General features: G+C 60.4%; 11 protein-coding genes and 1 riboswitch. Of the genes, 5 read left to right on the forward strand and 6 right to left on the reverse strand.

The annotated features are described in order from the left end of the window. Window positions 1–84 precede the first annotated feature (84 nt). Window positions 85–1,974 carry a phosphomethylpyrimidine synthase ThiC gene (thiC, locus tag PMI23_RS10105; protein ID WP_007915736.1) on the reverse strand — a complete coding sequence of 630 codons (1,890 nt, stop codon included), beginning with the start codon at window positions 1,972–1,974 and terminating at the stop codon, window positions 85–87. A gap of 146 nt (window positions 1,975–2,120) precedes the next feature. Next, window positions 2,121–2,226, reverse strand: a riboswitch (TPP riboswitch). 206 nt (window positions 2,227–2,432) lie between these two features. Between thiC and PMI23_RS10110 the strand changes: the two genes are divergently transcribed. After that, complete coding sequence (locus tag PMI23_RS10110) at window positions 2,433–3,866, forward strand: TolC family outer membrane protein (RefSeq protein WP_007915734.1); 1,434 nt, start codon at window positions 2,433–2,435, stop codon at window positions 3,864–3,866. 89 nt (window positions 3,867–3,955) lie between these two features. Here PMI23_RS10110 and waaA read toward each other — a convergent pair whose 3' ends face one another. Next, window positions 3,956–5,230, reverse strand: a complete 1,275-nt coding sequence (gene waaA, locus PMI23_RS10115) for a lipid IV(A) 3-deoxy-D-manno-octulosonic acid transferase (RefSeq protein WP_007915732.1) — start codon at window positions 5,228–5,230, stop codon at window positions 3,956–3,958. Window positions 5,231–5,241: 11 nt separating this feature from the next. After that, entirely contained in the window at window positions 5,242–6,144 is a 903-nt protein-coding gene (locus tag PMI23_RS10120; protein WP_176472350.1) for a LysR family transcriptional regulator, read from the reverse strand. Between the two features lie 104 nt (window positions 6,145–6,248). Here PMI23_RS10120 and PMI23_RS10125 point away from each other — a divergent pair, with 104 nt between their 5' ends. The 4 genes from PMI23_RS10125 (at window position 6,249) to PMI23_RS10140 (ending at window position 9,700) form a co-directional block, all read left to right on the forward strand. After that, window positions 6,249–6,581 (forward strand): DMT family transporter, encoded by a 333-nt coding sequence (locus tag PMI23_RS10125; RefSeq protein ID WP_007915730.1) that lies wholly within the window; start codon window positions 6,249–6,251, stop codon window positions 6,579–6,581. A gap of 140 nt (window positions 6,582–6,721) precedes the next feature. Continuing rightward, the gene (locus PMI23_RS10130; RefSeq protein ID WP_007915729.1) at window positions 6,722–7,897 is read left to right on the forward strand and encodes an NAD(P)/FAD-dependent oxidoreductase; all 1,176 of its coding nucleotides are present in this window, start codon (window positions 6,722–6,724) and stop codon (window positions 7,895–7,897) included. Continuing rightward, window positions 7,894–8,706 (forward strand): aldo/keto reductase, encoded by an 813-nt coding sequence (locus tag PMI23_RS10135; protein WP_007915728.1) that lies wholly within the window; start codon window positions 7,894–7,896, stop codon window positions 8,704–8,706. The genes PMI23_RS10130 and PMI23_RS10135 overlap by 4 nt, the downstream gene beginning before the upstream one ends. A gap of 31 nt (window positions 8,707–8,737) precedes the next feature. Beyond that, entirely contained in the window at window positions 8,738–9,700 is a 963-nt protein-coding gene (locus PMI23_RS10140; protein WP_007915727.1) for a hypothetical protein, read from the forward strand. 4 nt (window positions 9,701–9,704) lie between these two features. Here the strand turns inward: PMI23_RS10140 and PMI23_RS10145 are convergent, their stop codons facing one another. The 3 genes from PMI23_RS10145 to PMI23_RS10155 are packed head-to-tail and all read right to left on the reverse strand — an operon-like array spanning window position 9,705 to window position 12,246. Next, on the reverse strand, window positions 9,705–10,505 hold the full coding sequence (locus tag PMI23_RS10145; RefSeq protein ID WP_007915726.1) for a hypothetical protein: 801 nt from the start codon (window positions 10,503–10,505) through the stop codon (window positions 9,705–9,707). A gap of 58 nt (window positions 10,506–10,563) precedes the next feature. Next, entirely contained in the window at window positions 10,564–11,271 is a 708-nt protein-coding gene (locus PMI23_RS10150; RefSeq protein WP_007915725.1) for a hypothetical protein, read from the reverse strand. Beyond that, the gene (locus PMI23_RS10155; RefSeq protein ID WP_007915723.1) at window positions 11,272–12,246 is read right to left on the reverse strand and encodes a glycosyltransferase family protein; all 975 of its coding nucleotides are present in this window, start codon (window positions 12,244–12,246) and stop codon (window positions 11,272–11,274) included. Window positions 12,247–12,275: the final 29 nt, after the last annotated feature.

Here is a 12,275-nt window from a genome sequence, read left to right on the forward strand (position 1 = left end):
GCGTGGGAACGCCTCTAGGGACCAGTGACGCGGAGCGTCACGGGCTGCATTCCCACGCAGAGCGTGGGAACGATCAGTACGGGCTCAAACCTTTTTGTACAGCTGACTGCCTTCCTTCTTGAACCGCTCGGCCTGTTCCGCCAGGCCTTGGGCGACGTCCACGTCGACCGCGTCGATCCGCTGGTTGGCCGCATACTCGCGGACTTCCTGAGTGATCTTCATCGAGCAGAATTTCGGCCCGCACATCGAACAGAAATGCGCGACCTTCGCCGAATCCTTCGGCAGGGTTTCATCGTGATACGAACGCGCGGTATCCGGATCCAGACCCAGGTTGAACTGATCCTCCCAACGGAACTCGAAACGCGCCTTGCTCAAGGCGTTGTCGCGAATCTGTGCGCCCGGATGCCCTTTGGCCAAGTCCGCTGCGTGCGCGGCGATCTTGTAAGTGATGATCCCGGTCTTCACGTCATCCTTGTTCGGCAGACCCAAGTGTTCCTTCGGCGTCACGTAGCAAAGCATCGCGCAACCGAACCAGCCGATCATCGCCGCACCGATACCCGAGGTGATGTGGTCGTAGCCCGGCGCAATGTCGGTGGTCAGCGGGCCGAGGGTGTAGAACGGCGCCTCATCGCAGCACTCCAGCTGCTTGTCCATGTTCTCTTTGATCAACTGCATCGGCACGTGGCCCGGGCCTTCGATCATGGTTTGCACGTCGTGTTTCCAGGCGATCTTGGTCAGTTCGCCGAGGGTTTCCAGTTCGCCGAATTGAGCAGCATCGTTGGCGTCGGCAATCGACCCCGGACGCAAGCCATCACCCAGCGAGAAGCTGACGTCATAGGCTTTCATGATTTCGCAGATTTCTTCGAAATGCGTGTAGGCGAAGTTTTCCTTGTGATGCGCCAGGCACCACTTGGCCATGATCGAACCGCCACGGGAAACGATACCGGTCACGCGTTTGGCGGTCAGCGGCACGTAACGCAGCAGCACGCCGGCGTGAATGGTGAAGTAGTCGACGCCCTGCTCGGCCTGCTCGATCAGCGTGTCGCGGAACAGCTCCCAGGTCAGGTCTTCGGCCGCGCCGCCGACTTTTTCCAGCGCCTGATAGATCGGCACTGTGCCGATCGGCACCGGCGAGTTACGGATGATCCACTCGCGGGTTTCGTGAATGTGCTTGCCGGTGGACAAGTCCATGATGTTGTCCGCGCCCCAGCGAATGCCCCAGGTCAGTTTCGCCACTTCTTCTTCGATGGACGAACCCAACGCGCTGTTGCCGATATTGCCGTTGATCTTCACCAGGAAGTTACGGCCGATGATCATCGGTTCCAGTTCGGTGTGGTTGATGTTGGCCGGAATGATTGCGCGGCCACGGGCGATCTCTTCACGGACAAATTCAGGGGTGATGATTTTCGGCACGCTGGCGCCGAAGCTGTGACCCGGGTGTTGCTGATCCAGCAGGCCGGCGGCGCGGGCCACCTCAAGCTTCATGTTTTCGCGGATGGCGACGAATTCCATCTCGGGCGTGATGATGCCCTGACGCGCATAGTGCATTTGCGTGACGTTAGCCCCAGCCTTGGCGCGGCGCGGGTTGTTGACGTGGGCAAAGCGCAGCTTGGTCAGTTCCGGATCGGCGAGGCGCTCGCGACCAAAGTTGGAACTCAGACCCGCCAGGCGCTCGGTGTCGCCACGGTCATCGATCCACGCCGAACGCACATCGGCCAGGCCTTTGCGTACGTCGATCACCACGTTCGGATCGGTGTAGGGGCCCGAGGTATCGTAAACGGTGACCGGTGCGTTGATTTCACCGCCGAAGTCAGTCGGGGTCACATCAAGGGTGATTTCGCGCATCGGCACGAGGATGTCCGGGCGCGAGCCCTGAACGTAGACTTTTTGCGAACGGGTGAACGGCTTGACCGATTGCTCGTCGACCTTGGCCGAGTCACTCAGGTTGATCGCGTTTTTTGATTTTGTAGTCATCACGGGCTCTCCAGACAGCATCCAGGCAGTGGATTGTCGGAGCAGAACCTGAAAGGCGCGGACGCACCAGGACCGGTGCTGTGCATCGTCGTCGAGCGTTCGATTGTCGAACAATTTCCCGGACGAAGCACAAGAGGACTCGCCGGGTGACGAGAAATCTTGTTCCCTACGCAGGCGCTAACCTGATCAGGTTCAACGGGATCCGAAATTATTCGATCTCAGCCTCATAGCAAGGCACCCCGACAAGAACCCGGCCAGTCTAGACACAACCGGCAAAGAACGCCAACACCGCAGCAAACACCATGATGAATGGCATAAATACAGGGGCTTGGCCGATTGTTGTGAGGCAAATGCGCAACTACACTCGCTTTGCCCCGCCACGCCTTGACGCTGCGGGGCTTGCGCCTTACCTTTGGCGCCCGGATTACTTCCATAATATTAATGCTAGGGATCGCCTCATGCTGCGCAAACTCTCACTGGCTGTTGCCGTGTCTTGTGCGTCCAACGCAATGGCCTGGGCAGCAGAAGCGCCCTTGTCGACCAAAACCGATCTGGTCAGCGTCTATCAGGAAGCGGTCGACAACAATGCCGACCTGGCCGCCGCCCGCGCTCAGTACGGTGCGCAGAAAGAAGTCGTGCCACAGGCCCGCGCCGGTCTGCTGCCGAACCTGTCGGGCGGTGCCGAAGTGGCCAATGTGCGCACGTCGATCGATCAACCCTCGGCCACTGCCAATCGCAGCGCTCACTCTTATCAAGCGACTCTGGCCCAGCCATTGTTCCGCGCCGATCGCTGGTTCCAGTACCAGGCCGCGAAGGACGTCAACGAGCAAGCCGCCCTGCAACTGTCGGCGACCGAACAGAACCTGATCCTGCAATCGGCCGAAAGCTATTTCAACGTGCTGCGCAGCCAGGACAACCTCGCCTCGACCAAGGCTGAAGAAGCCGCGTTCAAGCGCCAGCTCGACCAGTCCAACGAGCGCTTCGATGTCGGCCTGTCGGACAAGACCGACGTGCTGCAATCGCAAGCCAGTTACGACACCGCACGAGCCAACCGCATCGTTGCCCAGCGTCAGGTCGATGATGCCTTCGAAGCGCTGATCACCCTGACCAACCGCCAGTACAACTCGATTCAGGGCATCGTCCATACGCTGCCGATCCTGCCGCCGGCGCCGAACGATGCCAAGGCGTGGGTCGACACAGCGGCGAAACAGAACCTTAACCTGCTGGCGAGCAACTTCGCCGTCAGCTCGGCCGAAGAAACGTTGAAGCAGCGCAAGGCCGGCCATTTGCCAACCCTCGACGCCGTGGCCAAATACGAAAAGGGTGACAACGATGCGCTGGGATTTGCCAATCCGAACTCGTTCGGCACGCCTTATCACGGCAACGTCGAGCAGAGCACAGTCGGCTTGCAACTGAACATCCCGATCTACAGCGGCGGGCTGACCAGCTCGCAAGTGCGCCAGTCGTATGAGCAACTGAATCAGAGCGAACAACAGCGCGAATCCCTACGCAGGCAGATCGTCGAGAACACCCGCAACCTGCACCGTGCGGTGAACACCGACGTCGAGCAAGTGCAGGCGCGTCGTCAGTCGATCATTTCCAACCAGAGCGCAGTGGAAGCTACCGAGATCGGTTATCAGGTCGGTACGCGCAACATCGTTGACGTGCTCGATGCGCAGCGTCAGCTGTACACCTCGGTGCGCAATTACAACAACACGCGTTATGACTACATCCTCGACAACCTGCGTTTGAAGCAGGCGGCGGGGACACTGAACCCGGGTGACCTGGAAGATCTGCGGCGGTATCTGAAGGCCGATTACAACCCAGACAAGGATTTCCTCCCGCCGGATCTGGCCAAGGCCGCCGAGGCGCAGCTCAAGGCCCGGCCTTAAGCCTTAAAAACAAAAGATCGCAGCCTCCGGCAGCTCCTACAGGAAACGGATTCCAATGTAGGAGCTGCCGAAGGCTGCGATCTTTTTGCTTAATTGATCAATCTCCCCAAGCCATCCAGCAAGCGCTGCAACGCGCCCTGATTGCGGCGCATCACCGCCAGCCCGGCGTCGGCCATACGCTGCGCATCACGCGGCAATTCGAACAAGCGCTGCACCTCCACCGCCAGCCCTTCGGCATCATCCACTTCGGCCAACGCTCCGGCTTCACGCATTTGCGCGGCGATGTCGAGGAAGTTGAACAGGTGCGGGCCGCTGATCACCGGTTTGGCCAAGGCTGCCGGCTCCAGCAGGTTGTGCCCACCGTTAGGCACCAGGCTGCCGCCGACAAACGCACTGTCCGCCAAGGCATAGAGAAACAACAATTCGCCCATGGTGTCGCCGAGCAGTACTGAAGTCTTTGCATCGACCTGAGCTGCGGTCGAGCGTCGCACCGTGGCAAAACCTTCGCGCTGACACAGTTCGAACACCGAGTTGAAACGTTCCGGGTGACGCGGCACCAGGATCAGCAGGGCATCCGGATGATTGGTCAGCAAGCGGCGATGGGCATCGAGCACCACTTCGTCTTCGCCTTCGTGGGTGCTGGCGGCGATCCACACCGGGCGCTCCAGCGCCTGCCACTGCCCGCGCAGTTCGGCCGCGCGTTGCAGCAGTTGCGGGTCGATGGTCAGGTCGAACTTGATCGAACCGGTGACTTCGACTGTTTCCGCACGCGCACCCAGATCGCGGAAGCGCTGGGCTTCGGCTTCGGTCTGCACGGCGAACAAACTCATCTCGGCCAGCATCGGCGCGGTCAGCTTGCTGAAGCGGCCATAGCCGCGTGCGGAGCGCTCGGACAAACGTCCGTTGGCCAGCGCCACCGCAATTCCACGCTTGGCGCACTGATGAATGTGGTTAGGCCACAACTCGGTTTCCATGATCACCGCAAGCTTGGGCTGAACGCGATCAAGAAAACGCGACGCCGCACACGGCAAGTCGTAGGGCAGATAGCAATGCTGAATGCGCGGCTCGTTGGCGAACAGCGCCTGAATCCGCTCCGACCCGGTCGGGGTCATGCAGGTCACGGTAATTGGCAACTGTGGATAACGTTGCAACAAAGCGCGGATCATCGGTGCGGCAGCGATGCTTTCGCCCACCGATACCGCGTGCACCCAGATGCCGCCGGGTTGCAACCTCGGCATGCCGTAGGAAAAACGTTCGCCAATCCGCTTGGTATACGCCGGCGCCTTGCGCGCCCGCAGCCACAGCCGAATCGCCACCAATGGCAGCCCCAGGTAAAACAGCGCGGTGTAGAGAGTTCTATTCATGGCGGCGGAGTTTATCGACTTTTGCCACCGATCGCCCGCAAGTGCACGGCAAAACGTTCGGCCAGCCAACGCGCGGCCGGGCCGAGCGGTTCGTCGCGGCGCCAGACCAGCTCAACCACCAGCGCCGGCGGCGTCCACTCACTGTCGAGTTCAACCATCAAGCCCTGATACGCCGAGTACTGCACCACATGGCGCGGCAACCAGGCCCAGCCCAGATCGCGCACCAGCCATTCGGACATCACGTAGAAACTGTCGGCGCGCCACACCTGCGGGCTGGCCGGCTCGTTGCCGGGATAGACGCTGGTTTGCGTCGACATCAGCAACTGTCGGTGTTGCGCCAGTTGTTGGCAGGTCACATAGGACTGCGCCGCCAGCGGGTGCTTGATGCCACAGACCGTGACCATCTCCACGCTGCCGAGGACGCGGCGCTCCAAGGCTTCGGGGATTTCATCGTGATAGAAAAGCAGGCCGAGGTCGGCGCGACGTTCGACCAGTTTTCGCGCGACTTCGCCTTGCGCGGCGCTGGTCAGTTGCACTTCAAGGCTGGGGAATTGCTCGGCCAGTTCACCGAAACTTTCCACCAGCGCCTGATAGGGCATCGCCTCGTCCTGGGCCACGCGCAGTTGCGCTTCCTGACCACGCATCATGGCCATCGCCCGGCCATTCAGACGCTCACACTGGCGCAGGACTTCCCGCGCTTCTTCGAGCAATGCTTCGCCCGCTTCAGTAAGGCTTGGCTGGCGACCGCTGCTACGCTCAAACAGGCTCACGCCCAGATCATCTTCAAGCATGGCAACAGCGTTGCTGATCGCCGATTGCGCCTTGCGCTGCTGGCGCGCCACGGCGGAAAACGAGCGATGTTCGGCCACATCGACAAACACCCGAAGTTGATCCAGATTCCACTGCATGCTGATTCGCCAACCCATCTTCAGAACAGATAGGTAATGACTTTACCCCATCTGGTGAATCACTAGAATGCCGCCTCAGCAAGCAACGTTTTACATTGAGGATCTGAACCATGAACGCCTACGCCTACCTGGCCATTGCCATCTGCGCCGAAGTGATCGCCACCGTATCGATGAAGGCCGTCAAAGGCATCAGCACCCCCCTGCCGCTAGTGCTGGTCATCGTCGGCTACGCGATTGCGTTCTGGATGCTGACGCTGGTGGTGCGCACCGTACCGGTCGGCGTTGCCTATGCGGTCTGGGCGGGTATGGGCATTGTGATGGTCAGCGTCGCGGCGCTGTTTATCTACGGGCAAAAACTGGATATCCCGGCGATGCTGGGGATGGCGTTGATCGTGCTGGGCGTCGTCGTGATCCAGTTGTTCTCGAAAACTGCCGGGCACTAAAGCCCAACCACATTCCCTTGTAGGAGTGAGCCTGCTCGCTCCCACATTTGGATTTGTGTTCGGCCTGTTGATCATCGACAAATCCGCCCCTTTCCCGAGTCTGTATACTGCGCCCTCGTCTTGAACACTGAGGTCGTTGCATGCCATCCGTTATTTCCACCGACGTTCTGATTGTCGGCGCTGGTGTCGCCGGCCTCTGGTTGAACGCGCGTCTGCGCCGCCAGGGTTTTTCGACCGTGCTGGTGGAAAGTGCCAGCCTCGGCGGCGGGCAAAGCGTTAAATCCCAGGGCATCATCCACGGCGGCGCCAAATACGCGCTGCACGGTGCTCTGACCGGCGCCTCGGAAGCCATCGCCGACATGCCGCGCCGCTGGCGTGAAGCGCTGGCCGGCAATGGCGAGCTGGACCTGTCCGGTGTGCGCCTGCTGTCCGAGGCCCATTACCTGTGGTCGCCGGGGACCCTCGCCGGCAACCTCACCAGTTTCTTCGCCAGCAAAGCGGTGCGCGGCCGCGTTGATCAGGTCAAGGGCGAGCAACTGCCGCCAGCCCTGCAAGACAAGCGCTTCAAGGGCAAGGTCTATCGTCTCGCCGAACTGGTCGTGGATGTGCCAAGCCTGATCCAGCGTCTGGCCGATCTGGCCGGCGATGGCCTGCTCGCCGGGCAAACCATCGAGCCGCTGCTGGAAGCGGGCGTGCTGGTCGGGTTGCAAGTCGACGGCCGCGAGATTCGCGCTCAGCGCATCGTCCTCAGCGCCGGCGCGGGTACCGCCCAACTGCTTGAAGACCTCGGTCTGAGCAAGCCGGCCATGCAACGCCGGCCGCTGCACATGATCCTCGCCAAAGGCCCGGGCCTGAAACCGTTGTACGCCCACTGCCTGGGTGGCGGCAGCAAACCGCGGATCACCGTAACCACACACCCGGCGGCTGACGGCCAATGGGTCTGGTACATGGGCGGCGACATCGCCGAAAGCGAAGGCGTGCACCGCGAGCCGGCCGAGCAGATCGCCACCGCGCAGAAAGAGATCGCACAGTTGCTGCCGTGGATCGACCTCAGCGCCACGCAATGGGCGACCCTGCGGGTTGACCGTGCCGAGCCACTGCAAACCGGGCTGACACGCCCGGACAACGCCTTTCTCGCCGAGCAGGGGCGCTTGCTGGTCGGCTGGCCAACCAAACTGGCGCTGGCACCGGACTTCGCTGACCGGGTCATCGCCTCTCTCGAGCGCGACGGCATCCAGCCGCAAGCCGCCGAACCTTTGCCGGCGCTGCCAAAACCACCCATGGGCGTTCCCGCCTGGGAGCAACTGCTGCCATGACCATTGCCAATCTGCACGACCTTCATCGACCGTTGGGCAGCACCGGCCTGATGGTTTCGCCACTGGGTCTGGGCACGGTCAAACTCGGCCGTGACCAAGGCGTGAAATACCCCAACGGTTTTCAGATTCCCGGCGACGACGAAGCGCGCATGCTGCTGCGTCAGGCGCGGGAATTGGGCATCAACCTGATCGACACCGCCCCGGCCTATGGCCGCAGCGAAGAGCGTCTCGGCCCGCTGCTGCGTGGCCAGCGTCAGGACTGGGTAATCGTCAGCAAGGTCGGCGAAGAGTTTGCCGATGGTCTGTCGCGCCACGATTTCAGTGCAGCACACACACGAATGTCGGTGGAACGCAGCCTGCAACGTCTTGAAACCGATTTTATCGACCTGGTGCTGGTGCATTCCGACGGCAACGACATGGCAATTCTCGAGCACGAAGAGGTGTACGCCACCCTCGCGGCGCTCAAGGCCGAAGGCAAGATTCGCGGCTTCGGCTTTTCTGGAAAAACCGTCGAAGGTGGCCTCAAGGCACTGGAGCAAGGTGACTGCGCAATGGTCACCTACAATCTGAACGAACAAAACGAGAAAGCTGTCATTGACTATGCTGCTGTCCACGGCAAAGCCATTCTGGTGAAAAAAGCCTTGGCCAGCGGTCATGTCTGCCTGAGCCCGGGCGTCGACCCGGTGCGTGCCAGCTTCGAATTGCTGTTCGCACAGCCTGGCGTGGCCAGTGCTATTGTCGGCACGATCAATCCGCTGCACCTCGCCCACAACGTTACGACCGTTGCCCAGGTCCTACGTGGTCACTGACGCCGCCTCGCGGCCTTAAGCAGGAGCCGATATGCCGCGCACGCTCATCAGAAAGAACCCGAGCAACTTCAAGACCCTGCCGCTGTTCGTCGAAGCCACCCCCGAAGGCCTGACCTATCAGAGCGTCGGCATGCCGCTGAACTTCGCGCAGACCTTGCAGCGGCGCAAACCGGTGAGCGTGGCCGACACTGAGCGCTTCTCGCTGGAGCTGGCCAATCTCGGCGTTTCGGTACGTCTGACCCTGCATTGGCAGAATCGCGATTATTGGGTGCTGGTGCGCCAGCGCCGACAGGACCGTGGCGACGTCGTGCTCAAATTGATTTCCGGTTACGTGCCGGCTCATGAGCTGAATATCCCGCTACACACGGCCATTCAGGAAATTGCTGAAGAGTGTTTGCTCGAGACACCGGAAGGCTGGCTCGGCGGGCGCTTCAACGACACCTGGCTGCCAGCCCCCTACTCTGCAGCTCTGCATTATCGCGAAGCCCTGCCGTTTCGCCTGACCCCGTTGTCCGGCTCAGCGCGACCGATCCGTAGCGCCAATCTGCAATTGCTCGAACGGCCTCGGGCCTACGTACACCTGCCGACCGCGTCACTGCAATTGATCTACGACTTGCGCCTGGATGTGCCCAAGGAGGCCAAGTCCCTGAGTCTGTTCCACGTCGACGAGCGTCTGGAAGGTGATCAACTGGTGGCCAGACTCGACCGCAAGCGCCCCGACCTGTACTTGATGCCACTCAAGGACGGCGCGCCACTGGCCGAGCTATACACGCTCAAGCGCGACAAACTGGTGCCGGCCAGCACCCGAGGTCTGTATCTGGCCGAGAGCTTTGCGACACAAACCGGCTGGGTCGTGCGCGAGGAGCGGATTCGCTGGAAGGACTGGCTGGTGCAACAGGGTCTGCAACCGGCGAAAGCCCCGCGTCAGGGGCTCAAGCAGTTGAGCATCAAGGCGCTGCGTTTGGTCGGGCTGGGCAAAAAAACCGCCAAATAGCGGTTTAGCGGCGGCGATCCCACCACGTGCGCAACGCGGCGAAGAAATGGAAGTAGCGGTTTTCGCGCTTGCCCATGCCGCGCTTGGGCGAGAACGACTCCTCGGCAAATGCGCCGGTAATGCGCACTCGTGATGCCTGAGTCGGCAGTGTGCAGATTTTGGCATCCACCTGCTGCAACGCATATTTGAGCAAGCGCTCGGAATGCAGCTTGCGACCTGTCGCCTTGCAGAAATCGAAAATGCGCTCGACCCGTTTGCCGTACGCGACATAGGTATCGCGCCCGCAAACCGCGAAACGGTCGTTCAAACCACCCCACCACTGCCAATCAGGAATGTAGGCGTTGTGTCGCCGCACCTGCGGATGATTGAACACATAGCCGGGCAGCGCGGTGTGGAAGAAATTGTCCGGGCGCACGAACACAACGAAATCCGGATTGAAGGATTCGATCATCGAGGTCACGGTGTGCAACGAGTTGAGCTGATAGATCAGATTACGCAGCGACGCATAGTCATCGGCCCAAGTGTCGCCCTGTGCTTTGACCTGCTCGAAATCCCAGCGCTCCAGCACACCTTCGGTCGAGGTGAGCGTGCCGGTCATCGACTCGAACGGCTGGTAATTGTCCGCCTTCAGTTCACCCTTCTCGCCGGACCGCGTGTTCTGCACCTCATCGATCTTGTACAGATGGTAGAAGCACTTAACGTCGCTGCCCGCAGGCAACTGCGCCAGAACGTTTTGTTCGATAGAGGGGAAGCAGATTGTCGAATTTCTCGGGATCCCGAAAAAAGCCACGGCAATTTTCAACACTCAACAGCACCTTTTGAAAATGGTTCGGGCCTGACGGCAACCGGATTCACGATGTGGCTTACTTTTGCCGAAACAGCTTTTGCCACCAGCGACGGGGTGGCAGCGGCACCACAATGACGTGCGATTTCTGTAGCCAGTCGCGCTCGTAATCCCAGGCATGGCCACCCCACAGCTTTCCTGCTTCGTTGGAAAACCCCAGGGTCATCAGTTGATAGGTATAACCGGCGTGATCACGTAACCAGTCGAACAACACCAGCGTGTTAAAACCCGTGGACGGCCCGACGTAGCGTTTACCGCCAGGCCGGTCGACCGGGTAGTTCCACAGCGGCGGCAGCGGAATGCGATCCCAATACATCGCCACACGCGGCAATGGGCACATCGGTGCGGCACAGCCCACCAGCATGCTGAAACAGCGTTCATTCGCCTGTTCGAACATGCGCTGCACCGGCGGCGCGTAAGGCAGACCAAAAAAATAGGCGTCTTGCGCGTTGTAGCCATGCACGAAGACATTGACGCTGTGCTTGTTGAGCAGCGCCGCTTTGATGCAGGTATTGAAGCTGACGACGACATCATCGGCGCCAATGTCCAGCGCCTGAAAGTCTGCCGCGGTGATAGCCGGATTGTTGGCAACCAGCACGACCCGAGGTGCACGGCCGAGACGCTCGAGAAGGTCTGCAGGCAGAGCGCCCAGAACGGACTGATCACCGCCGGGCAGCGCATCCAGCGCCATGTGTTCGTCGGGTTGCGACGCTTGATGATCCTTCATTCAGACTGGCACCTTCATCCCGTAGCGCAGTTTCACCCAGAACCGTGTGAACGCCGAAGGCGGCTGCCATGGGCGCATCTCACGCTGGATTTCCGTGGCCAGTGCCTGACCGACACGGGCAAAGGAATAACGGCTTTGCGCAAATTCCTGGCCGTTGCGGGCAATGCGCTCCGCGAGTTCCGGATCGCTCTGCAACAGCTTGATCTTCTCCACCGCCTCTTCTTCGCTGCGGTAGAACACGGTGTTGTGCATGTCTTCAAAACCAAGCAAGCGGTCTTCTTCGCCTTGGCTCCAGGCCAGCAACACACAACCGCAAGCCATGGCCTCGTAGTTCTTGATCATGAACTCGTTCATGCCGATGTCGGCGCTGACGAAAATCCTGATGCGATTGAGCGTCTGCAGGTATTCCTCACCCGACTTGGTGCGGGTCACCAGCATCCCGGTCCGCTGCGAGAGCGACTCGAGCATGGCTTTGCGCTCGGCATATTCGGTACTTTTCAGGCTGCCCAGAAAGCCGATGGGAATATCCCGCTCGACGCCGGTGTTGTGCAGCATCTGCTCGTCATAACCCTTGGAGACGAACACCGTGTCGATGCCCTCAGCCAGCATCTTGCGCGCGACCACAGCACCGGACACCAGCGCCCGACAACTCGGCAGGCGACGGTAGAGGCGTGAATACACGCCACGATACTTACTCGCCGGCATGTAGTTCTGGTAGGCGTCGTGTTCGAGGAAGACCAGCCCGGGAATGCACTTGAGCACCCGCAATTGCGGGGCCAGGCGCTTGACCCTGGAAAAGATGACCACACGATCGAAGTTCTGATAACCAACCGAGGCCAGAAACGGCCCCAGGTTCATTTGTTGCCGTTTGCTCAAACGATAGATGAAACATTCATCACAGTTCTGCTGCACGATGTCGTAGAGCCGGTCGAGAATGACCCGCTGCTCGTCCATCACCAGGAGCATGACTTTCATAGATTAATTGACCACGCGACGTAGGCAGG

Origin of the sequence: Pseudomonas sp. GM24 (assembly GCF_000282235.1) — a bacterium.
In the GTDB taxonomy this organism is placed as follows: Bacteria; Pseudomonadota; Gammaproteobacteria; order Pseudomonadales; family Pseudomonadaceae; genus Aquipseudomonas.

What these genes read in the sequence shown, in the direction of transcription:
- thiC (WP_007915736.1), bottom strand. Translation starts at nt 1,974, where the DNA reads ATGACTACAAAATCAAAAAACGCGATCAACCTGAGTGACTCGGCCAAG.
- PMI23_RS10110 (WP_007915734.1), top strand. Translation starts at nt 2,433, where the DNA reads ATGCTGCGCAAACTCTCACTGGCTGTTGCCGTGTCTTGTGCGTCCAAC.
- waaA (WP_007915732.1), bottom strand. Translation starts at nt 5,230, where the DNA reads ATGAATAGAACTCTCTACACCGCGCTGTTTTACCTGGGGCTGCCATTG.
- PMI23_RS10125 (WP_007915730.1), top strand. Translation starts at nt 6,249, where the DNA reads ATGAACGCCTACGCCTACCTGGCCATTGCCATCTGCGCCGAAGTGATC.
- PMI23_RS10130 (WP_007915729.1), top strand. Translation starts at nt 6,722, where the DNA reads ATGCCATCCGTTATTTCCACCGACGTTCTGATTGTCGGCGCTGGTGTC.
- PMI23_RS10135 (WP_007915728.1), top strand. Translation starts at nt 7,894, where the DNA reads ATGACCATTGCCAATCTGCACGACCTTCATCGACCGTTGGGCAGCACC.
- PMI23_RS10140 (WP_007915727.1), top strand. Translation starts at nt 8,738, where the DNA reads ATGCCGCGCACGCTCATCAGAAAGAACCCGAGCAACTTCAAGACCCTG.
- PMI23_RS10150 (WP_007915725.1), bottom strand. Translation starts at nt 11,271, where the DNA reads ATGAAGGATCATCAAGCGTCGCAACCCGACGAACACATGGCGCTGGAT.
- PMI23_RS10155 (WP_007915723.1), bottom strand. Translation starts at nt 12,246, where the DNA reads ATGAAAGTCATGCTCCTGGTGATGGACGAGCAGCGGGTCATTCTCGAC.